The 23,950-nt window shown below is 39.0% G+C and carries 19 protein-coding genes and 1 pseudogene; 13 read left to right on the top strand and 7 right to left on the bottom strand.

Annotated features, from left to right (window positions below):
- Nucleotides 1-346: 346 nt before the first annotated feature.
- From ACH63V_RS07480 to ACH63V_RS07465, 4 genes are all read left to right on the top strand, one after another.
- On the top strand, nucleotides 347-877 hold the full coding sequence (locus ACH63V_RS07480) for a spore coat U domain-containing protein (protein ID WP_275290118.1): 531 nt from the start codon (nucleotides 347-349) through the stop codon (nucleotides 875-877).
- Nucleotides 878-963: 86 nt separating this feature from the next.
- Nucleotides 964-1,671 carry a molecular chaperone gene (locus ACH63V_RS07475; protein WP_396463135.1) on the top strand — a complete coding sequence of 236 codons (708 nt, stop codon included), beginning with the start codon at nucleotides 964-966 and terminating at the stop codon, nucleotides 1,669-1,671.
- A gap of 40 nt (nucleotides 1,672-1,711) precedes the next feature.
- A complete protein-coding gene (locus ACH63V_RS07470; protein WP_396463136.1) occupies nucleotides 1,712-4,120 on the top strand; it encodes a fimbria/pilus outer membrane usher protein in 2,409 nt (802 codons plus the stop codon).
- Complete coding sequence (locus ACH63V_RS07465; protein ID WP_396463134.1) at nucleotides 4,111-5,139, top strand: spore coat U domain-containing protein; 1,029 nt, start codon at nucleotides 4,111-4,113, stop codon at nucleotides 5,137-5,139. Before ACH63V_RS07470 ends, ACH63V_RS07465 begins: the two co-directional genes overlap by 10 nt.
- Nucleotides 5,140-5,188: 49 nt before the next feature.
- Here the strand turns inward: ACH63V_RS07465 and ACH63V_RS07460 are convergent, their stop codons facing one another.
- The gene (locus ACH63V_RS07460) at nucleotides 5,189-6,550 is read right to left on the bottom strand and encodes a PepSY-associated TM helix domain-containing protein (RefSeq protein WP_396463133.1); all 1,362 of its coding nucleotides are present in this window, start codon (nucleotides 6,548-6,550) and stop codon (nucleotides 5,189-5,191) included.
- A gap of 316 nt (nucleotides 6,551-6,866) precedes the next feature.
- Here ACH63V_RS07460 and ACH63V_RS07455 point away from each other — a divergent pair, with 316 nt between their 5' ends.
- The 3 genes from ACH63V_RS07455 to ACH63V_RS07445 all read left to right on the top strand — a co-directional run bounded on the left by ACH63V_RS07455 (nucleotide 6,867) and on the right by ACH63V_RS07445 (nucleotide 9,748).
- Entirely contained in the window at nucleotides 6,867-7,664 is a 798-nt protein-coding gene (locus ACH63V_RS07455) for an MBL fold metallo-hydrolase (protein WP_284084615.1), read from the top strand.
- 267 nt (nucleotides 7,665-7,931) lie between these two features.
- Nucleotides 7,932-9,098 carry an MFS transporter gene (locus ACH63V_RS07450; protein WP_396463132.1) on the top strand — a complete coding sequence of 389 codons (1,167 nt, stop codon included), beginning with the start codon at nucleotides 7,932-7,934 and terminating at the stop codon, nucleotides 9,096-9,098.
- A gap of 146 nt (nucleotides 9,099-9,244) precedes the next feature.
- Entirely contained in the window at nucleotides 9,245-9,748 is a 504-nt protein-coding gene (locus ACH63V_RS07445) for a hypothetical protein (RefSeq protein ID WP_263613926.1), read from the top strand.
- A 53-nt stretch (nucleotides 9,749-9,801) separates the two neighbouring features.
- Here the strand turns inward: ACH63V_RS07445 and accC are convergent, their stop codons facing one another.
- The 4 genes from accC to ACH63V_RS07425 all read right to left on the bottom strand — a co-directional run bounded on the left by accC (nucleotide 9,802) and on the right by ACH63V_RS07425 (nucleotide 13,646).
- Nucleotides 9,802-11,172 carry an acetyl-CoA carboxylase biotin carboxylase subunit gene (gene accC / locus ACH63V_RS07440; protein ID WP_263613925.1) on the bottom strand — a complete coding sequence of 457 codons (1,371 nt, stop codon included), beginning with the start codon at nucleotides 11,170-11,172 and terminating at the stop codon, nucleotides 9,802-9,804.
- Nucleotides 11,173-11,188: 16 nt separating this feature from the next.
- Nucleotides 11,189-11,608 (bottom strand): acetyl-CoA carboxylase biotin carboxyl carrier protein, encoded by a 420-nt coding sequence (accB, locus tag ACH63V_RS07435; protein WP_263613924.1) that lies wholly within the window; start codon nucleotides 11,606-11,608, stop codon nucleotides 11,189-11,191.
- 17 nt (nucleotides 11,609-11,625) lie between these two features.
- Complete coding sequence (gene aroQ / locus ACH63V_RS07430; protein WP_004701126.1) at nucleotides 11,626-12,081, bottom strand: type II 3-dehydroquinate dehydratase; 456 nt, start codon at nucleotides 12,079-12,081, stop codon at nucleotides 11,626-11,628.
- Nucleotides 12,082-12,317: 236 nt separating this feature from the next.
- Nucleotides 12,318-13,646, bottom strand: coding sequence for a Y-family DNA polymerase (locus ACH63V_RS07425; RefSeq protein WP_263613923.1), 1,329 nt, complete (start codon nucleotides 13,644-13,646; stop codon nucleotides 12,318-12,320).
- Between the two features lie 218 nt (nucleotides 13,647-13,864).
- On the opposite strand from ACH63V_RS07425, the pseudogene ACH63V_RS07420 reads away from it, so the two are divergent.
- Nucleotides 13,865-13,965, top strand: a pseudogene (locus tag ACH63V_RS07420) (hypothetical protein).
- A 4-nt stretch (nucleotides 13,966-13,969) separates the two neighbouring features.
- On the opposite strand, the gene ACH63V_RS07415 reads toward ACH63V_RS07420, so the two are convergent.
- Nucleotides 13,970-14,989: an ABC transporter substrate-binding protein gene (locus ACH63V_RS07415; protein WP_396463131.1), complete on the bottom strand. Its 1,020-nt coding sequence runs from the start codon at nucleotides 14,987-14,989 to the stop codon at nucleotides 13,970-13,972.
- Complete coding sequence (locus ACH63V_RS07410; protein ID WP_263613921.1) at nucleotides 14,990-15,580, bottom strand: ANTAR domain-containing response regulator; 591 nt, start codon at nucleotides 15,578-15,580, stop codon at nucleotides 14,990-14,992.
- Nucleotides 15,581-16,035: 455 nt separating this feature from the next.
- Between ACH63V_RS07410 and ACH63V_RS07405 the strand changes: the two genes are divergently transcribed.
- From ACH63V_RS07405 to ACH63V_RS07385, 5 genes are read left to right on the top strand one after another with little or no spacing between them, the layout of a single operon-like run.
- Complete coding sequence (locus ACH63V_RS07405) at nucleotides 16,036-16,305, top strand: hypothetical protein (RefSeq protein WP_396463130.1); 270 nt, start codon at nucleotides 16,036-16,038, stop codon at nucleotides 16,303-16,305.
- Between the two features lie 11 nt (nucleotides 16,306-16,316).
- Nucleotides 16,317-18,863, top strand: coding sequence for a nitrite reductase large subunit NirB (gene nirB, locus ACH63V_RS07400; RefSeq protein ID WP_396463129.1), 2,547 nt, complete (start codon nucleotides 16,317-16,319; stop codon nucleotides 18,861-18,863).
- 12 nt (nucleotides 18,864-18,875) lie between these two features.
- Nucleotides 18,876-20,498 carry a nitrite reductase small subunit NirD gene (nirD, locus tag ACH63V_RS07395; protein WP_396463128.1) on the top strand — a complete coding sequence of 541 codons (1,623 nt, stop codon included), beginning with the start codon at nucleotides 18,876-18,878 and terminating at the stop codon, nucleotides 20,496-20,498.
- An 18-nt stretch (nucleotides 20,499-20,516) separates the two neighbouring features.
- Nucleotides 20,517-23,297: a molybdopterin-dependent oxidoreductase gene (locus tag ACH63V_RS07390; RefSeq protein WP_396463127.1), complete on the top strand. Its 2,781-nt coding sequence runs from the start codon at nucleotides 20,517-20,519 to the stop codon at nucleotides 23,295-23,297.
- Complete coding sequence (locus tag ACH63V_RS07385; protein ID WP_001032653.1) at nucleotides 23,294-23,923, top strand: molybdenum cofactor guanylyltransferase; 630 nt, start codon at nucleotides 23,294-23,296, stop codon at nucleotides 23,921-23,923. Before ACH63V_RS07390 ends, ACH63V_RS07385 begins: the two co-directional genes overlap by 4 nt.
- Nucleotides 23,924-23,950 lie beyond the last annotated feature (27 nt).

Raw genomic sequence — 23,950 nt, 5'->3', positions numbered from 1 at the left:
ATGATAAACTATAAAAAATGATGGTAAAATTTAACTAATGAAATTTTATCATTTTTTATTAAATCTAATAAAAAAGTGATTAAAATTACCGGAAATTTCTATAAAAAGTGGTATAGACCATACAAAAACACATAATTGAGAAATCCATCGAATTTTGAATTGTTAATAGATATTTAAAATGAAATTAATATCAGTATTTTTGTTGTTTTTTTGTATGATGCGCGGACAGTAGAGTAAAAAAATGACGCTTTGAAAAAACAGTCGAAAAAGCTAGTGATTGGATTGGGGAAGGCTAGTTTTTACATCTATTAATTCTTATTGGCGTAATGTAAAAAGGTTTTCAATCATGAAAAAATCTCTCATCGGTTTATCAGCAATTGCTATGGGTTTAATGTCTATCAATGCCGCAAATGCTGCAACGGCTACTGGTACATTAACTGTTAAGGCTACAATTACAAATAGTTGTGTACTCAATACTTCAGCTACAGGTACAACTGCTAATGCAGTTTTAGATTTTGGTACTTTAAGTTCTCTTGCTAGCAACGTAGATGCAGACACGACTACTACAGGTGGTACTGCAATTAAAGTTCTATGTAACAACACTGTGCCATGGACTTTGGCTTTTGATGCAGGCAAAAATGCTCAAACTACTCAACGCCGTATGATTGGCGGTGCAACAAGTAACGAATATATTCCTTATAACCTTTTCTCTGACACTAACCGTGCAACAGCAATCGGTATTTCAACAACAGCATACAGCGGTACAGGTACGGGTGCGGTACAAACAGTGAACGTATACGGTCGTATTCCTGCTGGTTCAGTTTTACCGAGTGCAGGTAGTTATGTTGACACAGTAACTGTGACTGTAACTTATTAATTTAAAAATAAGTTCAATTCGCTGTTGTCGCTAGCTCTTGTTTGAAAGAGCTAGCTTAATTTGAGAAAAGTTGTTCTGGGCAAGTTATGAGAAAAAATATCTTTGTTGTTACAAGTTTATTATTATTTTTGCCTAGTATGCTAAATGCTGCCTCAATACGTCTTTCTCCCGTAAACGTGGAAATATTGAGTGAACAAACAGCATCCTCAATTAGTTTGTATAATCAGTCAAATGAAAGTGCTGATTTACAAGTGCGTATATTTGAATGGACTCAAAATGCCGGGCAAGATCAATTAATACCTACAGATGATATTGCAATTAGCCCACCTTTTTTAAAATTACAACCGAATGACTCTTATAATTTACGGGTAGTGAGAATTAAGCCAGAGCCTATTTCTGGTGAAAAAACCTATCGTATTATTATTGATGAATTACCAAAGCCTATTGATAGCCGCAAAGCGTCTCAAGGTGTAAATGTATTGCTTCGCTCATCATTGCCTGTGTTTGTAGTCAATAAAGATGCAATTACGAAACTGAATTGGTCTATACAACAAGAACAAGATAATGCTTACCTTACGATAAGTAATGTTGGCAATCGCCATGCACTTTTAAATAATTTAATACTTGTCGATACGACTGCAAATAAAAGTTATCCGATTAAAGTAAATACTGTAAATGGTTATATTCTTTCCGGAAAATCAAGAAACTATAACATTAGCCCAGATTTTAAATTCCAAGCTAGTCATAAATATAATATTTCACTGAATATTAACGGTAAGCAAGCATCTCTATAAAGAGGCACATATGAAATATCTCGTAAGTGCTTTATGTGTTATGTACTTGCCGGTTCATGCTTTTGCTGAATCATTGCAAGATAGCACCAATGCAGCTTTACCAAGCATTCCGGAAGTTGCAAATTCTTCTTATCAGGGTTCTAGTTCTGATAAAGGATATGTACAGCTATTTTTAAATATTTCTGTTAACTCAAATACTTCTACGGACTTAATCTCGGTACGTCAGAATCAAGATAAAAAGTTATATGTTCGCGCTCGTGACTTAAAAGTTTTAAGGCTAAAAATGGATGAGCATGTCCCTGATAGCCAATGGGTGTGTATTAATGAACTTAAAGGAATCCAGTTTAAGTATCTGGAAAATGAGCAGTCTCTAAACTTACAAGTTCCTTCAAGCATGTTAACGGACTACTCAGTTGACTTAACTGGTCAACAGATCACTAGCTCTAGTCTGCTAAAAATGAAACCCTTAAATGCTGCACTTCTGAACTACAGCCTGTATCACACCATTACTAATGATGAGAGTATTTTTTCTGGTTCGGCTGAAGGGATTTTTAACAGTGCCATCGGTAATTTTTCATCAGGTGTTTTATACAACGGTAGTAATGAAAATAGTTATAGCCATGAAAAATGGGTACGACTGGAAACTAAGTGGCAATATGTAGACCCTGAAAAAGTCAGGATCTACACTCTAGGTGACTTTATTTCCAATAGCTCTGACTGGGGCAGTAGTGTACGTCTTGCCGGTTTGCAGTGGTCGAGTGCCTATACCCAGCGTGGTGATATTGTTACCTCGGCATTACCGCAGTTTTCTGGTTCAGCGGCACTGCCTTCAACACTAGACTTATACGTTAACCAGCAAAAGATTTATTCAGGCCTTGTTCCTTCAGGCCCTTTTGATATTAAACAGCTGCCGTTTATTTCAGGAAATGAAGTCACGCTGGTGACCACCGATGCGACAGGTCAGCAAACTATTACTAAAAAACCTTACTATTTTTCATCGAAGATTCTGGCAAAAGGTATAAATGAGTTTTCAGTGGATGTTGGGGTTCCACGCTACAACTATGGGCTTTACTCAAACGATTATGATGATGCCACCTTTGCATCGGGTGCGATTCGATATGGTTATAGTAATTCACTCACCTTAAGCGGTGGTGCAGAGACTTCCACAGATGGTCTTTCCAACGTGGGAACAGGCTTTGCCAAGAATGTTTTTGGTGTTGGAGTGATTAATGCCGACATTGCAGCAAGCCAGTATAAGGATGAGAACGGCTATTCTGCCTTGCTTGGTTTAGAAGGGCGTATTAGTAAGAATATTTCGTTTAATACCAGTTACCGTAAAGTATTTGATAACTATTTTGACTTGGCCCGTGTGTCTCAAATTCGATATTTAAAAGAAAACCAGATTACTTCTGAGCCACAAAATTATTTGAGCTACAGTGCACTAGCAGATGAAATATTTAGGGCAGGGATTAACTATAACTTTTATACAGGCTATGGTGTTTATGTTGGTTATAACCAGATCAAGTACAGTGATAACTCCTATAAGTTGCTATCTGCCAACTTAAGTGGAAGTTTGAACAAGAACTGGGGCTTTTATAGTTCAGCTTATAAAGATTATGAAAACCATAAGGACTATGGCATTTACTTTGCGCTTCGCTATACGCCATCTACCAGAGTGAATGCGATTACAAGTTTCTCTAATGACAGCGGTAAAACGACCCACAGACAAGAAATAAATGGATTTACCGATCCACAGATTGGTTCATTTGGATGGGGTGGTTATGTTGAGCGGGATCAAGATGCACATACTAACAATGTATCGATCTATGGCTCTTATCGCGCACGGGCTGCATACCTAACAGGTCGTTATAACCGAATTGGAGACAATGACCAAGTTGCACTTTCAGCAACAGGATCACTTGTTGCAGCGGCAGGACGTATTTTTGCGGCCAATGAAATTGGAGATGGTTATGCTGTTGTTACCAATGCCGGACCGCAAAGCCAGATTATCAATGGTGGGGTAAATTTAGGAGAGACTGATAAGTCTGGAAGATTCTTAATCGCGAACTTAAGACCGTATCAATCCCATCATATCTATCTAGATCCATCTTATTTACCATTGGAATGGGATGTGACAACGACCAACCGAACAGCACTTGTGGCCTATCGCCAAGGAACTTTAGTTGACTTTGGTGCTCATCGAGTTGTTTCAGGATTAGTCAAAGTTGTAGATAAAAATAACTCGCCATTATTACCGGGTTATAGCGTCCGAATTAATGGGCAACAAGATACCGTAGTGGGCTATGATGGTGAGGTCTTTGTTCCAAACCTATTAAAGCAAAATAAACTTGAAATAGACCTTCTTGATCATGGTTCATGTCAAGTTAATTTCACTTACGAAAGTCAGCAATACAGTGCTAAAAAATTGGGGCCTTATGTATGTCAATAAGTATTGTAAGTCATAGTTCCTGCATGCTAGCCAAAAAGTTTTCATCTGCTTTAAAGTATGTTTTAGCTAGTTTACTGTTATTTGTGCTTTATGCATTTTTTTGTTCAGCACATGCTGCCTGCGCGGTAACTGGAACCACAAATAGTACTTATAATTATACAGCAGCAACGATTAATAGTGATGCTACCATTACTTATACTGGAACTATTCGGTGTACGAACGTTGGGAGTACTGCTCAAATATCAAGATATATGTGCATGAAGACAGTATTTACTGGAGCAACTACTTCAAATAGTAATGTTTCATTACCTTATACGGTTATTGCGACTGTAGGTGGAGCAGGTTCTTCTACTGCAAATCAAACTTCAAACTTTTGGTATGGTCCTGTTACTACGGTGGCACCAAATAATATTTTTAGTTACTCAGTAAGTATTAAAGTTCCAGCAAGATCGGGCTCTTTAACAGCCTATCCGGTAGGGACTTATATTGGTTCCGTTCAAGTATTTTGGGACATGCAAGCAAATTCGAGCAGTGTATGTGAGGGTGATAGTGGCGGTGGCTGGGACTCGGGTAATATGACGATTACAGCTAACTATGTAGTACCAAGTTTCTGTCAGTTAGATTCCACATCAAATGTCGATTTTGGCAATATTAGTGATATTGGTACGACTAGCCGTGACTACATGGCTCAAGGTGCGATTAATGCAACTTGCAACAATGGAACACCTTATAGCATTTATTTGGGGGACGGTAATAATCGTATAAGCGGTGGATTTAGACGTATGACTAATGGAAGCAGTCAATATATTCCTTATCAGTTATACAAAGATTCTGCTTATAGCACAGTGTGGGATGCTACAGGTGGCATAACAGCGGTGGGTGGTTCTGGAGGAGTATCAAAGACAGGATCTGGCACTAGTCAAATTTCAAATGTATATGGAAAAATTCCGCAAGGAACCGCTATTTCAAGTACGCCTGGTAACTATTCCGATAGCATAGTTGTTACAGTGACTTATTAATTATTTGCCAACTCACTATTTATTTAAAGTAAGAGTGAGTTGGCAAGTATCATGGGTTTTTAGTTGGTTTTAGAGAGCTTTGTTTTCGTATTAGCAATATAAAGAGTGTGATCAATAAGCTGAATCCCAAAATGGGCAAACTCACTCCTAAAATAATAAGTGTAAGTGCTGTGATTATTTTTTGTTGATCGCTTGCACGCTTCCATACCAATAAAGTTTGGCTAACAAAATGGCTAGTCGTAAGTTTTAAATTAGATGTTTTAAACCAAGCTTTATATGCATAAATAATCATGACGCATAGCCCAAGTGCATATAAAGCCAGTATAAGCTGATTGACCCAACCGAATAACACGCCAATATGAGCATCGACTCCCCAGCGTGTAAGCTTTGCAAATAATGAATAATCTTTAAAAGCTAATTTATCGATGACTTTTTGTTGGTGTATATCAATAGCCACACTATCTGCTTGTGTTGGCCATCTGCGCTGTAGTTCAGTAACAGTCCAAGCCTGATTTGCATCAACTGGTGGTTTGATTTGTATTTGGGCTGAATGAATTCCATTTGCTCTAGCAATTGCTAATGCAGAGTCAAATTCAGTTGGCATGATTTCTATATTCGAAGTTTCCATGACCATGTCATGATGTTCTTTATGCTCATCATGAGACATTTTTGGTAATGGCGCATTATTTAAAGTTGTGGCTAATGTTGGCGTTTGCCAATCTAACCATTGACGAGCAATACGAATATTATCACCGGCCCATTGGGACCATGTAAGACCCGTAATCGCAATGAACAATAAAAGTGGTAATAAGGTCAAGCCGATAGAACTATGCCACTTTAATAAACTATTTTTGTTTGATTGTCTGATTTTGAAGTTTTGACGACGCTTCCACCAACTATATAGGCCCGTTAGGGTTAAAATGCCCAGCCAGCTTGCAGCAAGTTCACTATAAAAACGTCCCCATTTTCCAAGTAATAAATTACTATGCAATTGATCTAAGAAGGTACGAAACGGTAGCACACCACTGGTTCCATATACAGCAAGTTGACCTTTTATAGAGAGTGTATAAGGGTCTACAAAAACAGCTTCATTATTTAAATGATGAGTTTTATCAGAAAAAATAACTCGTGTTGTTTGTATAGAACTTGGTGCTGGCCTAACTTCTGTAATTTGTGCAGACGCAGGCATAGCTTTTTTTGCTACTTCAACCTGTTGGCTTAGTGGGTAGGTATCTTTATTTAAAGGCTGAACATACAACGTATCTTTATAGATAGATTGTTCTATCTGAGGAGTAATTGCATATAGAAGGCCTGTAAACGCTGCAATAAATATAAATGGGGCAATAAAAATACCAGCATAAATATGTACAAGACGGAAAAGACTACGCCAAAAGCTAGGGGTACGAGGCATTTTGATGAGTATCAAACAAACTTTGGTGTGAAGTATATCTACTTTATTCTTAAATTTTAAAATAATTAAGGAATGAGGGTGTTTTGTATATCTAAGCAATTGTAAGAAAGGCTTTTTTAAATAAATAGATTAGAAGATAGAAGTAGGCTATTTTGACTACATTGAATTAGTGTCGAAAAATATATTCATTTATGGTTATGGGGCAAACTTAAGCCTTTGTTTGGGTGAGTATGAGAAATAATTTATAGATGATTAAATTTCTATTAAATTCATAGTTTATAATTGCATTTTATATAATTAAATAATTTATATAGCTATGAAAATTCATCATTTGCGAAGTGCAACTTTTATTATTGAAACTGGCCCTTATTTTATTTTAATTGATCCGATGTTGGGTGATAAAAGTTCGCTTCCTGCTTTTTCATATATCCGCTTTAAGGCTGAAAAGAATCCTTTAGTCGATTTACCTTTGAATGCCCAAGAATTATTAAACAAAGTTACCCATTGTTTAATTACCCATAGCCAAACTTTTGGAATAAAAGCATTTCAACATACTGATCATTTAGACCAAAAGGGTGAGGACTTTCTTGTTCAAAAGCAAATTCCTGTTTATTCCTTTCAAAATGATGTGTCGTATTTATCTAAATATGGGATAAATGTTCAGGGTGGTGTTGATTACTGGGAAGAAATCGAGTTTTTGGGAGGAAGATTAGTTGCCATACCAGCGCGTCATGGTCATGGCTGGATTAGTAAATTGATGGCGAATGGTTGTGGGTTTTATTTAGAATTGCCAAATGAACCTTCTTTATATATTAGTGGTGATACCGTACTGACCAATGATGTTAAAAATGCCTTGCTTAACTTTCAGCCTGATATTGCTGTAGTTGCTGCAGGACAAGCGCAAATGGATGCAGGGCAACCAATTCTTATGTCGACAGAAGAAGTGCGTGAATTTATAAAGCTTTCACCTAAACATGTGATTGCTAATCATCTTGAAGCCTTAAACCATTGTCCAGTAAAGCGGGAGGAGATAAAGCAAATTTCTATTGAAATGAATGCTATTCATCGTGTACAGATCCCTGAAGATGGACAAACACTTATTTATGAAAATTAAGACAAGATTTAATCAATATTTATTAAATGAAAATCTTGTATTTTCATATTTTCTATTATGAGTAGCGAATAACGCTATGAGTTTTTTATGTAAATGATAGAATTGCGACGGCCAGTAAGTAGTATCTATTTTGTCTAACTAATGAGCAGTCTACAAAATGTTTGAAATTAAATTTGTAGACTGTTGAACTACAAGTGAGGGTAAACGTAGATATACCTATGCAACCATTTAGAATTTCAGCCTATTGAAAATACAAAGGTTTATCACTTGTTCCCATCACTTACAATCCAAACCAGACTAGGTGGATTTTACTTTTTCTACTATTCCATCGTTGGCACATTCATGCCGTACTGGAATTTATATCTTCAAGACCAAGGGTTTAACTATCAGCAGATAGGTGTTTTATCATCTATTGCTATTGTGACACGTTTCTTTGCGCCTTTAGTTTGGGGTTGGATCGCAGATAAATCTGGTAAAAGAATGCTTCTGGTGCGGCTCGCAACTTGGATGGAAGCTTGCATATGGTTGGCTATATTTATAGTTCCTAATACCTTCCAATCTGTCGCTTTACTCATGCTTATTTTTAGCTTTTTCCAAAATGCAATTTTAGCTCAGTTTGAAGGGGTAACCTTATTTTGGTTGGGTGACCAAAGAGCAAAACTGTATGGCAAAATTCGAAAATGGGGATCGGTTGGGTTTATTGTAGGTGTGTTTACCATAGGTGCAATTTTAGAAATTATTCCAATTTCTATGTTGCCTATTTTATTGCTTATTATTGCTTCACTTGCATTTATTTGGGCTTTTACGATTCGTGAACCCGAGGAAGCTCCCACTTCGCAAAAGCATTTAGAGCCTTTATTACCCGTGTTGAAGCGTCCAGAAGTTGCTGCTTTTTTTACTATTGAATTTATTCTTCTTTTTTCACATGCACCTTTTTATAGCTTTTATAGCAATTTTTTAAAATCTTTAAATTACAGTACGACTGAAATTGGCTTTTTATGGGCAATGGGAGTGATGGCTGAAATTGTAATGTTTGCATTTGCTGCCACATTTTTTAAATATTTTTCTTGGCGAAGTCTTGTTGCCATATGTTTAGTTTTAACAAGTATACGCTGGTTATTGGTTGCCGTTTTTTCTCATTATTTTATAGGCCAGCTATTTGCACAGTGCTTACATGCTTTTAGTTTTGGCTTGTTTCACCTTATTGCAATGCGGCTTATTTTCCAAAACTTTTCAATCGGGCAACAAGGGCGTGGTCAAGCTTTCTACAGTACCATGTGGGGGCTTGGAGTGGCATCTGGAAGTATTTTGGCTGGACATTATTGGAAAATTCTTACTGGTGAACATATTTTTATGATCGCTGCTTTAGTCGTGCTTTTAGGGTTGTGCTTTGTATTTTGGCTCCCTAAACAAATTGAAAAACCTGCTTCTTAATTGAGAACATTACTAAAATTGTTAGCTATAGGTAGTTAAAGATAAAATTGTTTGAAGAGAAGTATCGGTTCGTTACTGTTGAAAAATATTGTTTTTATATGGTTATGAAGCAATGTTTTTCTAAAAAAATGTGCTAACTTAAACCCATGCGTTTAATGATTAATAAATCTATGAAAAATATTTATATTATGGGATTATTATTGGCTTTTTCTGGTTTTGCTATGGCTGAGACAGTGACTCAACAGCCAACAGAACAACCTGTTCGCACTGCAAGTAATCCTAACGCTATACGTATTGTTACTCGTCCTGAAATTATGGGATTGTGGGGAATGGAGATTCCAAATAATAAGAAATGTGTAGAGTACTATAACTTCCGTAGTAGTAATGATGTGGTGATTAAAAGCGGTGAAGAATGGTCATATGGTATTTATGAATACCAGCCATCGGATGACCCTAAAGAGCAGCTATCAGCTTTAGTGATGCAAATTAAATTTGATAATAATAAAGTCGATTGCTCTGGTCAGCAGCAAGATCAGACTGGTGATGTTTCCCAATATTTTGTGCAATGGAAAAATGACCATACCATCAATTTCTGTTCAACTGCTAAAGGTGAGCAATGTTTTGCAACACTACGTCGCATGTTGCCATAATTTGAAATGGATATAAAAAAGCCTCTTATGTAAGAGGCTTTTTTATTTGCATATTATGCAGTTTCAGCTTTCTTTTCTTCTTCCACTTTTTTCAACAAGTGTTTTTCAAGGTAATGGATGTCCATTGCCTGTTCACAGAAGTTTTTATCTTGCAAGATAAGATCTTTATGTAAAGGAATATTAGTTTTAATTCCTGTAAGGATCATTTCGTCTAACGCCTGACGCATACGAGCAAGCGAAGTTTCACGATCTTTACCATGAGAAATCAATTTTGCAATCATTGAATCGTAATAAGGTGGAATGCTGTATCCAGGATAGATATGAGAATCTAAACGAATACCAGCACCGCCTGGTGCATAGAAACTTTCAATTTTACCTGGTGAAGGTAAGAATGTTGTTGGATCTTCAGCATTGATACGACATTCAATAGCATGGCCACGCACTTCAATATCTTCTTGTTGAAGTTCTAAACCTAAACCAGCTGCAATACGTAATTGCTGCTCAATGATGTCAACACCAGTCACCATTTCAGTTACAGGATGTTCAACCTGAACACGAGTGTTCATTTCGATGAAGAAGAACTCACCGTCTTCGAATAAGAATTCGAATGTACCAGCACCACGGTATTGCATGAGCTGACATGCGTGAACACAAGCTTCTAAAATATCAGCACGTGCTTGTTCTGGTAGATTTGGAGCAGGAGCTTCTTCTAACACTTTTTGGTGACGACGTTGTAATGAACAGTCACGATCATATAAATGAATCGCATGGCCATTACCATCACCTAAAACTTGAACTTCGACATGGCGAGGTTTTTGTAAAAAGCGTTCCATATATACAGTATCATCGCCGAACCACATTTCTGCATCACGTTGAGCTGCTTGAACTGACTCAAGTAATGTATCTACGCGTTCAACAATACGCATACCACGACCACCACCACCAGCTGCCGCTTTAACAATAAGTGGGAAGCCGATTTCTTTAGCTTCAGCTAAAGCGTTGTGGATGGTTACTGCATGGTCACAACCAGGTACTGTAGGTACACCAGCTTTTTTCATTGCAACAATTGCAGAAACCTTGTTACCCATTAAACGAATATGTTCTGGGCGAGGGCCAATAAATGTGAAGCCTGAGCTTTCTACAATTTCAGCAAACTCGGCATTTTCCGAAAGGAAGCCATAGCCTGGATGAATTGCATCAGCACCAGTAATTTCTGCAGCAGTAATAATTGCTGGGATGTTTAAATAGCTGTCACTACTTGCACCCGGACCAATACATACTGCTTCATCAACGAAACGTAAATGCATCAAATCTTTATCAGCATCTGAATAGATACCGACAGTTTTGATTCCTAATGTTTTGCAAGCCCGGGTAATTCGTAAAGCGATTTCACCACGGTTTGCAATTAAAACTTTTTGCAACATAGTTATCCCCGAGGTATTACGCGCGATAACGGAATAAAGGTTGACCGAATTGGATCACATCACCGTTTTTCACTAAAATTTCTTCAATCACGCCGCTTTGAGTTGCTTCAATCGGGTTCATGATTTTCATTGCTTCGATAATACCCAAAGTCTCACCAGCAGATACAGTTTGACCTACTTTAACAAATGGTGCTTCGCCTGGGCTTGGAGCAGCATAGAACACACCAACCATAGGAGAGGTTTCAACTGCTCCGCGTGGAGTTTTTGCAGCAGGTGCTTCAGCAACAGGAGCTGCTGGAAGTGCTACACCAGCCGCAGCAACGACAGGATTGCGACGAGTTAAAGCGATCGATTGATCACCTTCTTTAACTTCAATCGCTTGCAAGTCAGACTCAATCATTAAATCGATGAGTTTTTTAATTTTGCGGATATCCATGGGCGACTATTCCTGAACTAGTTTGGGTTAGATGGTTGAATTTTTTCAATGGCGTAATCGAGTGCAAAGCTATAACCTTTTGCACCTAGACCACAAATCACGCCAATTGCTTTGTCTGATAAATAAGAGTGGTGTCTAAACGCTTCACGTGCGTGAACATTTGACAAATGTACTTCAATAAATGGAATGGCAACGCCAAGTAGGGCATCACGTAAAGCAACTGAAGTATGGGTAAGAGCAGCAGGGTTAATAATAATAAGTTTTACGCCTTCTGTTTGTGCCTGATGAATACGGTCAACAATGGCACCTTCCCAGTTGCTTTGAAAAGTATCTAGTGTAATAGAGGCTTGTTTAGCTTGAGCAATAAGTTGTTGGTTGATATTGTCTAGGGTAAGATGACCATATACTTCTGGTTCGCGTTTTCCCAGCAAATTCAAATTCGGTCCATGAATTACCAAAATGGTCGAACTCATTCAGATTGCTCCAGCTCTAAAGTTGCAAATAATCTTTGCAAGATGTCTGCAAAGTTTGCTTATTATGGCATATGTTTCTACAAGTTTTTTTATAATTTCTTTTAATTGTCGCAGAAAGGGTACACCAAATTCGGCTTATATATTGTAAATTTTGCGACGAATTAGCAATGTTAAAAAATGACAAAATTTCAAGTAATTTAATGGAGCTTATTTTAAACCGAATTGACAAAAACAGTTCATGTATTTTGTGTAACGACGGTATGGGCATCTTCAATTGTTAACATTTCATTCCAGCGAGTTAGATAGTTTTTTGAGCGATGGCATTGTTTCATTTGCCAAGATGGATTACGCGAGTGATACCCCACTTGTAAATAATGACTACCAAAACGCTTACGGACCGTCCCCAAAGTTTCCATCAATTGTTGTCTTTGATGAATAAGTTCCAGAGGCTGCCATAAATCATCAATGTGTTGTTGACGCGCGTGTAGACCACAAAATAATACTCCAATTTTTATATAACTTTTATTTTCTTTATATAAAACATCAATTTGCTGCATTGCTGCTTTTGTTAGTATGCATAAATCATCTGTTGCATAGTGAAGACCAATGGCCTGAGAAGTGGCTTTTTTATAAGGAGGTCTATCTGTTTTCTCATAAAGCATGACCTGAATGCAGGCACAAAGTTGTTCTTGTTTCATTAAACGGCGATGCGCTCGATTAAGATGAAAAATAAGTGCTTGTTTAATAATCTCAATGCTGGATAAAGCTTGAGCAAAACTTCGTGATGCTAAAATCCGTTTAGTTGGAATGGCAGGATCGTCAAGTTCAATACATGATTGGCCTTTTAGCTCACGAATAGTGCGTGCCATGACCACAGAAAATGCCTTTGCCATATGATGTTCATTGGCAAAAGTTAAGTCTAGGCAAGAGTACACTTCATAACTTTGTAGTTGTTTGACTAATTGATAGCCAATTCCCCAGACTTCTTTGACCGATGTCTGTTGCATGAGATCTTCCATAATTAATGGATCTAGGGTGATGAAATTACAGATTCCCTTAAAACTTTTAATTTTCTTAGCATAATGGTTGGCTAGTTTTGCTTGTGTTTTTGAATATCCAATTCCAATACAACAAGGTAGACCTAGCCATTGGAGGAGAGTCTTTCTCACCTCACTGCAGTAATCTGAGGTATCGATAGATTGAAGGTAAGGGGTGAGATGGATAAAGCATTCATCTATAGAGTAAGCTTCTATATCATCTGGAGAAAAAAATTGTCCCAGGACAGCAAAAAAACGACGGGACATCTCGGCATATAAAGTGTAATTGCTTGAATAAACTTCAACACCAGCTTCTAAAGCATCTTTCTCAATTTGAAACCACGGTACTCCCATCTTAATACCTAAAAGTTTTGCTTCTTCGCTACGTGAAACCACACAGCCATCGTTGTTAGATAAAACAACTACAGGTTTATCAATGAGTTTAGGGTTGAAAAGTCGTTCGCAGCTGACATAGCAATTATTGATATCAACCAGTGCATAAACTTCGCGGTGTGAGATTTCTCTCATTCTTTCATCCCCCAAATTCATCAACTCAAAATACATATTTTGAATTTGTAACATAATCAAGTTAACAAAATTATGGACAGATATCTAGGGGAGTTCTGGTTGTTCGTCGAAATTATGAAAAGGCTGTAAAAGGAATGAATTATCAGTTATTGATATGGAAATGTCTGAAAATGATAAGTTTTAATTAGTTATGATCGAAACCATAAGAGCTATATTTAATGGATGGGTTGAGTCCTTTAAATATAGTAATGCGTATAACGCATTTGTCTTATGGGTCTTTCAAGCTGTCTTTGTTATAAAAGACAGCTTTTTTTTATGATGATTTAAGTATTTCTTAGCTTGGCTTGATTGTAGCAATCGAGATTAATGCATTGAGCACTCAGTTCTATGATTTGAGCAGGGGATAAATGAAGTTTCTCCCATTTTTGCATTTGTTCAAATAGCCAATGGAAATCTTCAGGTTGTGGGGCAGCATTTTCTTTAACCAAGTGCTTTACAATATTTTGAATCATATAGTATTTATCGACATGTACTTCTTCAGAACAGTGAAAGCGGACAATTCCAAAATCGACCAACAACTTTAAGACAGGTGCAAAATCTTTTAAATTACTCAATTCCTTTTGAGCTTTCATAATTGCTGTGGTGAGTGCAATTAAAGTTTGAGGATGTTGTTCAGCCCACTCTTGAGTTACCGCGAGAACTTTATCTGCCACATTGGGAATAATGTCCTGACTTGAGCATACGATTTTACTTAAGCCTAAAAGTTCGCCTTGAGTATTCCACGGTTCCCCTACACAAAAACCATCAATCACATGGTTATCTAAAGCTTCGACCATATACGGTGGCGGAAGTGCTTTGAGTTTGAGCGTTTGAGCTATTCTAGAGTCTGCCAAAGCAAGCCATTCTCTTAAACAATAATGATGGATTGAATGTTTAAATACGTGGGCTAAGGATAGAGCATTATCTTCTTTAATGTAGCTCGTCACTTTTTGGGCGGTAGTTTGTGCATCATCATTGTTATTAATAGCCAGTTGATGAGTTAATTTCTGGCTTAAGCTTATAAAGGCACGGTTTTTACTTAAAATGAGAGGGGTTTGTAGTGCAATACCAATTTGGTCTGCACCCACGGCTGCTGCAGGCAGCATGGCTGATAAACAATGTGCGGCATCTAATAGCCCAAAAGCCAAACGGTCGCGTAGACTTGCCCATGATGCTTCTTTAACTAAAGTAACATCTAAACCGACTTCTTCGAAAAAACCTTGCTGTTTTGCCCAAAGCAATGCAAGACAATCAAGTAAAGGAATATAGCCGAGTTGCAATTGAGTCTTTTCTAATGTGCTCATTTATTCGTCCTTTAGTTGATCATTTAGTAGTTTTTGAGCGTCAAGTAAACGCCGTGCCATTTCCCCAATGGTTATACGGTGGCTCATGGCATTTTTTCTGAGAAGCTGAAAAGCTGTGTCTTCAGGTAAGCCATGCAGTTGCATGAGTAGTACTTTAGCCTTTTCAACATCTTTACGGTCTGCCAGTTTGGTTTGGGCTTCTTTTAAGTCACCTTCGAGCTTTTTATGTTTTTTATATTGCTCAATTGAGATCTCTAAAATGGTATGTAAGCGAGCAGGGTCTATGCCATCTACAATATAAGCGGTCACGCCTGCATCTATGGCTTGTTTGATGGTGTCTTTATCTGAATTTTTGGTGAACAGGACAGTGGGTAGGTCATAACTACTGACACAACTTTCAATAATATCTCGATGGGGATGATCCATATCGAGCAAGATGACATCGGCTTGTAAATCTTCAAGACGAAAAATATTTAAGTGGTCCAAAGTAAGGCAGGCCACCACTTCAAATTCATTTTCAAGCAGACTATTTTTTATATAGTCGGCTCGCGCATGATCATCATCGATAAGAGCTATTTTGAGTTTTGGCATAAGTTCAGAAAATCAGGCTAAGAAAATGCGCCAATTCGACGCGTTTTTTGTTAGGAAGTTTTAAGCAAGATTAGTGCCATCCAAAATTAAACCAAAAATTAGGATTAATTGACATTCTAGGAGGCCAAAAAGTTAGTTTGATCAATCTTGGTGCAAAAAAGTGATTCATTTTGTGACAAGACTTATTTTTATTTAAACCATTTAAGTGTAGAGCTTTGGTGCAAAGAGAATAGGTTATTATTTGAGGAAGAAAGATAGGAAAATTCTATCTTATTGAAAATAATTATAAAAAAATTGATTTTCGAATTTTATAACAATTGGCATGCAAAATGCTTAGTTAATTACAGGTCGAAGACGACCATAAGGTTTAAAGACGGCCAACGATGTCCGTTCTGATCGATTTTGTGAGTACAACCGTGCACACAAAGAAGTTACGTTCAGTCGGAGTGAAGGTCATGTCTTTATTTTTATTGCATAAAAAAGTTACATCTGAATTAACTAATTTTTCAGTTCCAGCGATGCGAGCCTTCTCTATGAGGGGGCTCGCTTTTTTTATTTCTTTTTTTGATTTTGCTGTGCATTGGGTGTCGTCAACGAGTGAAAAAAATTGGTTTCAAGCAGCTATACGCCTTGTGGGCTTGATTCATTTCTCGATAGAGCACAAAGCAAAAGAACAATGTCTATTTGAGAACGGAATAACGCAGCTTAAAAGCAACGTGATTTGAGGAGAAACACTATGAAATTGGTAATGATTGGTCATGGTATGGTGGGCCACAAATTCATCGAAACCATTTTAGAAAAAGCAGATGATGAACTGGAAATCACGATTCTCGCGGAAGAACCTCGTATCGCCTATGACCGCGTACATTTGACTGAATACTTCTCTGGGAAATCGGCAAAAGATTTATCTTTAGCACGTTTTGATTTTGCCGATGCGTATGGCATTGACCTGCGTTTAAATACTAAAGCAGTGGCGATTGATACGACTGCACAAACCGTAACAACCAGTCATGGTGATGTCATTAGCTATGACAAGTTGGTGCTGGCGACTGGTTCATATGCATTTGTTCCGCCAATTCCGGGTAATGACCGCGAGAACTGCTTTGTTTACCGTACCATTGAAGACCTAGACGCGATTCGTGCAGCGAGTCTTAATGCAAAAACAGGCGTAGTGATTGGTGGTGGTTTACTTGGACTTGAGGCAGCCAAAGCATTACGTGATTTAGATTTAGAAACACACGTTGTTGAGTTTGCACCACGTTTGATGGCAGTTCAAATTGATGACTTAGGGGGCAAGGTTTTACGCCGTAAAATTGAAGATTTAGGTGTAAAAGTCCATACACAAAAAGCGACTCAGTCTATTGAGTCTGGGGTAAATACCACTCATGTGATGAAGTTTGCCGACGGTAGTGAACTCGAAACTGATGTGATCTTATTCTCTGCGGGGATCCGCCCACGGGATGAATTAGCGCGCAACAGTGGGCTTGCGATTGGTGAGCGTGGCGGTATTGTAATTAATGATTATTGCCAAACATCGGATCAAAACATTTATGCCATTGGTGAATGTGCGCTTTGGCAAAATAAAATTTATGGCTTGGTTGCACCGGGCTATGACATGGCGCGTATTGCAGCAAAACACATTTTAGATGAAGAGTGTCACTGCTTCGCTGGCGCAGACATGAGCACCAAGTTGAAGTTGATGGGCGTTGATGTTGCTTCTGTTGGTGATGCACATGCTATGACCCCAGGTGCATTAAGCTATTTCTATGCAGATGAACATGCGCTGGTTTATAAAAAGATTGTTGTAAATGCCGACAAAACCAAGTTGCTTGGCGCGGTTTTAGTGGGCGATGCCAAAGAATACAACGACCTTTTACAAATGATGTTAAATGGTCTGGCTTTACCGGAAGTGCCTGAAAGTTTAATCATGCCGGGTTTTGAGCAATCAGCAGCAAAATCTGGTGGTAGCGGAGTCGATTTGCTGCCAGACAGCGCAACAATCTGTTCATGTAACAACGTATCAAAAGCGGACATCTGCCAAGCAATTAGTGATGGTTCGACCTCTTTAGGTGCATTAAAGAAATGCACCAAAGCAGCAACAGCATGTGGTGGTTGTGCACCATTAGTGACTCAAGTATTGAAGTCAGAGTTACAACGTCAAGGTGTGACTGTTAATAATCACATTTGCGAACACTTTCCTTACTCGCGTCAAGAGTTGTATCACTTGGTTCGTGTCAATGAAATCAAGACATTTGATGATTTGATTCATCAACATGGTCATGGTTTAGGTTGTGATATTTGTAAACCGGCAGCAGCAAATATTTTGGCATCTTGCTGGAATGATTTCGTACTTAAGCCAAGTCATGCAGGCTTACAAGACAGTAATGACTACTATTTGGGTAATATCCAAAAAGACGGTTCTTACTCGGTTGTACCGCGTATGGCAGGTGGTGAGGTGACTCCAGATGGTTTAATCGCGATTGGTCAAATTGCGAAGAAATATAACTTGTACACCAAAATTACTGGCGGTCAACGTGTTGACATGTTCGGAGCGCAAGTTCATGAGCTTCCATTCATTTGGGAGGAGCTGAATGCTGCGGGCTTCGAGTCTGGTCATGCCTATGGTAAGTCGTTGCGTACAGTGAAATCTTGTGTGGGTAGCACTTGGTGTCGTTACGGAGTAGACAATTCGGTTGGTTTGGCGATTGAACTTGAAAACCGCTACAAAGGTTTGCGTTCACCGCATAAATTGAAAATGGCAGTGTCTGGCTGTACACGTGAGTGTGCGGAAGCGCAAGGTAAAGATGTAGGCGTGATTGCCACTGAAAAGGGTTGGAACCTTTATGTGTGTGGTAACGGTGGTATGAAACCGCGTCATGCAGAATTACTCGCATCTGACCTCGATAAAGAAACACTTATTCGTTATATCGACCGTTTCTTTATGTTCTACATTCAAACGGCAGACCGTTTACAACGTACCAGTGTATGGCGTGACAACATGGAAGGCGGTCTAGACTACCTTAAATCTGTGATCGTTGATGACTCTCTTGGTTTAGCGGCCGAGCTTGAGCGCCGTATGGAACACATTATTGGTACATATCAAGACGAGTGGCGTACAGCTGTCGAAAACCCAGAAGTTCGTAAACGCTTCCAGACTTATATCAATGCAGGAGCAAATGAACAAGCTGATCCGCACATTCAATTTACAGCTGAACGTGGTCAAATCCGCCCATTAACTGAAGCTGAACGTTCAGAAGACCGTATTCCAATGGTTGAAGCATAAAGGAGAGTTTCTATGAATATTGTACAAGACAAAAATATGCTTCCTGATGATCAATGGATTGACGTTTGTGCACTCGATGATTTAACCCCAAACACGGGTGCGGGAGCGCTAGTGGGCGGCCAAGCGGTTGCAATCTTCCGTGTGGGGCATGAAAAACGTGTTTATGTACTGAGCAATAAAGATCCGTTTAGCCAAGCGAATGTGATGAGCCGCGGGATTATTGGTGATTTACAAGGCGAACGCGTCGTTGCATCACCAATTTATAAACAACATTTCAGTTTAGCTACGGGCCGTTGTTTAGAAGATAAAGACCAAAAATTGGCAGTTTATCCGAGCAAAATTGTTGATGGCCGTGTTTGGGTCAACGCGGTGCCGCAAAAAACTTATATTACCAATACAGGTGTATCACAAGACAAACTTAAACTGGTGCTGATCGGAAATGGTTTGGCAGGGATGCGTTGTCTGGAAGATTTACTCGATATGGCACCAGACCGTTATGAAGTTACGGTGATTGGTGAAGAACCATGGGGTAACTATAACCGTATTATGTTGTCTCCGGTTTTATCGGGTGAGAAAACCATTGAAGATATTATGTTGCATCCACCGAAGTGGTACGACGATAAAGGCATTAAATTTATTGCCGGTGATAAAGCCGTAAAAATTGATCGCCCGCGTAAAGTGGTTTACACCGAAAAAGGTCAGACAGTTGATTATGATCGTTTGATTCTGGCAACAGGCTCGGCACCATTTATTCCACCAGTTCAAGGTGTTGACCTAAAAGGCGTGTTAACTTTCCGCGATATTTATGACGTCAACACCATGATTGAATACTGCGGTTCAAAAACCAACGCCGTGGTGATTGGCGGTGGTTTACTTGGTTTAGAAGCAGCGTACGGTTTAAAACAACGCGGTATGAATGTCACAGTTCTACATTTGATGAACCGTATTATGGAACGTCAACTTGATGGGCGTGCAAGTCAATTACTTCGTCATAGTATTGAGCAAAAAGGCATTCATATTATTACCGAAGCCAATACAGAGGCGTTAATTGGTGATGAAAATGGTCATGTCAAACAAATCCGTTTGAAAGATGGCACGGTCTTAGATGCTGACCTTGTGGTATTTGCAGTAGGCATTCGTCCAAATATTGCTTTGGCGCAAAGTGCAGGATTACGTTGCAATCGTGGTGTATTAGTGAATGACACCATGCAAACATTTGACCCAAGTATTTACGCGGTGGGTGAGTGTATTGAACACCGTGGACAGACCTTTGGTTTAGTTGAGCCACTATGGGGGCAAGCTTTTATTTGCGCGACCCATTTGGCTGAACACGGCAGCTTAACTTTTAAAGCACCAACTGTGCCGACTCAGTTAAAAGTCAGTGGTGTCGATGTATTCTCTGCTGGTAATTTTGAACCGAAAGATGATTATGAAGACATTATTCTGAACGATGAAAAACGCCAGATTTATAAGCGTATTATCATTCAAAGCGATCGGGTAATCGGTGCAGTACTGTTCGGTGATACTGAAGATGGCATGTGGTATGCAGAGTTAATTGCAGATCAAACTCCTGTTTCTTCATTTAGAAATAAGCTGCTATTTGGTCGAGATTTTGCATTAAAAAATGCAGGCTAAATAGGGAAAGGAGCAGTTATGAATAGTATTCCAAGCGTTGAAATCGATAGCTCCGACCATGTTGCAAAAACAACTAAAACAACATGTCCATATTGCGGTGTAGGTTGTGGTGTTAGTGTAAACGTCCAACAAAAACCTCAAGGACCTCTGGTACAAGTTGAGGGGGATGCTGAGCATCCTTCCAACTTTGGACGCTTATGTATTAAAGGTAGCCGACTCGCGGATACATTGGGATTAGAAACACGTGTTTTACAACCAATGATGGGGCGCAAAGCTGATCGGGTGGTAACGACATGGGATGCGGCAATCAATAAAATTGCTGATAAATTCCAATCTTGTATCGATCAATATGGTCGTGACAGCATTGCATTTTATGTTTCAGGTCAGCTTTTGACTGAAGACTATTATGTGGTGAACAAGTTTGTAAAAGGTTATTTGGGCACTGCAAATATCGATACCAACTCACGTCTTTGTATGTCATCTGCGGTGGCAGGTCACAAACGTAGTTTCGGTGAGGATATTGTCCCTGCAAGTTATGAAGATTTTGAACATGCAGACATGGTGGTTTTGGTTGGTTCTAATACTGCATGGTGCCATCCTGTGCTATATCAGCGGATTATGCAGGCTAAAAGCCACAATCCAGATATGTTTGTGGTGGTTATTGATCCACGTTTTACCAGTACTTGTGAACAAGCGGATTTACATTTACCGATTTTACCGGGCCAAGATGTCGCATTGTTTAACGGACTATTCCAATATCTATATCAAAATGGTCATGCCGATCAGGCCTTTGTGGATGCCTATACTGAAGGTTTGCAAGAGGTTTTGATAAGCAGCGAGCCAGAAGCTAATGTGGAATATGTGGCAAAGCGTACAGGAATTGCACTCGATAAATTACAGCAATTCTTTGAGAAATTTGCGCAGACTGAGAAGGTAATCACGCTATTTTCAATGGGTGTGAATCAATCAAGTCAGGGCGTGAATAAAGCCAACAGCATTATTAACTGTCACTTACTAACAGGCAAAATTGGAAAGCTCGGCGCTGCACCATTTTCAATGACAGGCCAGCCCAATGCTATGGGTGGTCGAGAAGTGGGTGGCTTAGCCAACATGCTAGCGGCACACATGGACTTAGATAGCCCTTTACATCAAAAAGTAGTGCAAACCTTTTGGGACAGCCCATTTATTGCAACTCAAGCTGGCTTAAAAGCTGTTGATTTGTTCCGTGCTGTTGAAGCTGGAAAAATTAAAGCCATCTGGATTATGGCAACCAATCCGGTGGTAAGTTTACCAGATGCCGATCAGGTGAAACGTGCTTTAGAGAAATGCGAATTGGTTGTGGTGTCAGATATCTGTGCGGATACCGATACTACGGCTTACGCTGATGTGTTACTTCCAGCTTTAGGTTGGGGTGAAAAGGACGGTACAGTAACCAACTCCGAACGCCGTATTTCACGTCAACGTGCTTTTTTACCTGCGCCGGGTGAAGCAAAAGCGGATTGGTGGTCAGTGAGTCAAGTTGCGAAAAAATTAGGCTTTAAAGGTTTTGATTTTAATAGTGCTGTTGATATTTTTAATGAACATGCGGCTTTGTCAGCACAAGATAATGCGGACATCAATACACGTGAGCAAACTGATACGTTTCGTTATTTCAATTTAAAAGGTTTAATGAGCCTAAGTACTGCTGAGTATGACGCTCTACAACCAGTGCAATGGCCAGTCTGGAGTAAAAACCAGGACGCTAAAGCTGTTCAACAACTGTTTGGCAAGGGCCAGTTTAGTCACAAAAATACCAAGGCAAAATTGATTCCGATTGTTGCAATTAATCCGGTACATGCAATTTCAGAAGATTATCCGCTCATTTTGAATACGGGACGTATTCGTGATCAATGGCATACCATGACCCGTACTGGTTTGTCGCCAAATTTAACCAGTCATCGTGCTGAACCATTCTGTGAGATTCATCCGAGTGATGCATTGAAGTTTGGTGTACGTGATCAAGGCTTGGTAGAAGTTCGTTCGAAATGGGGCAGTTGTGTACTACGCGTGACATTCTCATCAGGTGACCGTCGTGGGCAAATTTTTGCACCGATTCACTGGACTGAACAGGTCGCATCCGACGCCCGTATTGGTAAAGTCGTTAATCCAGAAGTTGATGCAATTTCAGGTGAGCCCGAGTTCAAACATACGCCTGTAACCATTCAGCCGTTCTATACCACTTGGCAAGGCGTGCTCTATATTCGTGAAGGATACGATTCGCACATTCAAGAATCGCTACATCACTGTGCATGGTGGACCAAAGTCAAAATGGTGAAAACCAATCGCTATGAACTTGCAGACCGCCAAACTTTTAATGATACTCAAAAGAATCTGAAAAGCTTTTTGCCATTTGCTGATGAAACCTTTGAATGGTTAAGCATAGAAGATATTTCTTCACAGCTGAGCCATAGCGTTATTTTGAAAGATGGCATTGTAATTGCAAGTCTATATATTGCACCGCCAGATTTATTGCCAGACCGTGACTGGGTAGCAAGTCTGTTTAAACGAGAACGTTTGAGCGCCTTGCACCGTAAAGCTTTACTAGCAGGTATGCCAATGTCGGCTACCAATAATGATGGGCCTTTGGTGTGTAGTTGTTTTAAAGTAGGTAAGAATAAAATTATCGAAGCAATAAAAACACAAAACATTACTCATGAAAAACAGGTCACTGCTTGTTTAAAAGCTGGTGGCAATTGTGGATCATGTTTACCTGAAATCCGTGGCTTAATTAAAGCTTGCCAGCAAGAGGTAGAAGTGTGAATAAGGGATATCCCATAACTGATCTGGTCATTCTGGCGGGTGGGCAAGCCCGCCGTATGAATGGTTTAAATAAGCTGTTGCAGCAATTCGATGGCGATACGCAACTTCTTAAGATTCACCAAAAGCTAAAATCTTCAGTATCTGAAATTTGGGTGAATAGTCATCGAGACTATTCAATCTATCAAAGTATTGTGCCAGATATTAAATGTTTTCAAGATGATGCTTCCGGTTTTTTCGGCCCGCTTATGGGGATGAAAAGTGCATGGTCACATGTAAAGGCAGATTATGTTTTGTTTATTCCTTGTGATGTGACCTACATACCTACGCAAGTCGTTGCGAAATTACACAGCGCACTTCGCAAAAATAAACAGGCTCAGGCAGCTTACGTTTCGATTAACGGAGATGCTTTATACCCATTTTGTTTGTTAAAACGTGAAAGTTTAGAGGTTCTAGAGCAGCAAATTGATAAGCAACAATTGAGTTTAAAAAATTGCTTTAAACTTTTACATGCACAAGTAGCCATTTTTCAAAAGCAGAACTTATTTTTCCATAGCATTAATTCTTTAGATGAACTTCAACAATACAAACAAATTAAAGCATTTAAAGAGATTTTTTCGACAAATTAGAACTTCAATCATATCGATTTAAAATTT

Source organism: Acinetobacter sp. ABJ-A23_2 (genome assembly GCF_044538765.1).
Lineage (GTDB): Bacteria > Pseudomonadota > Gammaproteobacteria > Pseudomonadales > Moraxellaceae > Acinetobacter > Acinetobacter nosocomialis_A.
Note: the sequence above shows the minus strand (reverse complement) of the source record. Positions and strands in the feature narration are given on the sequence as shown.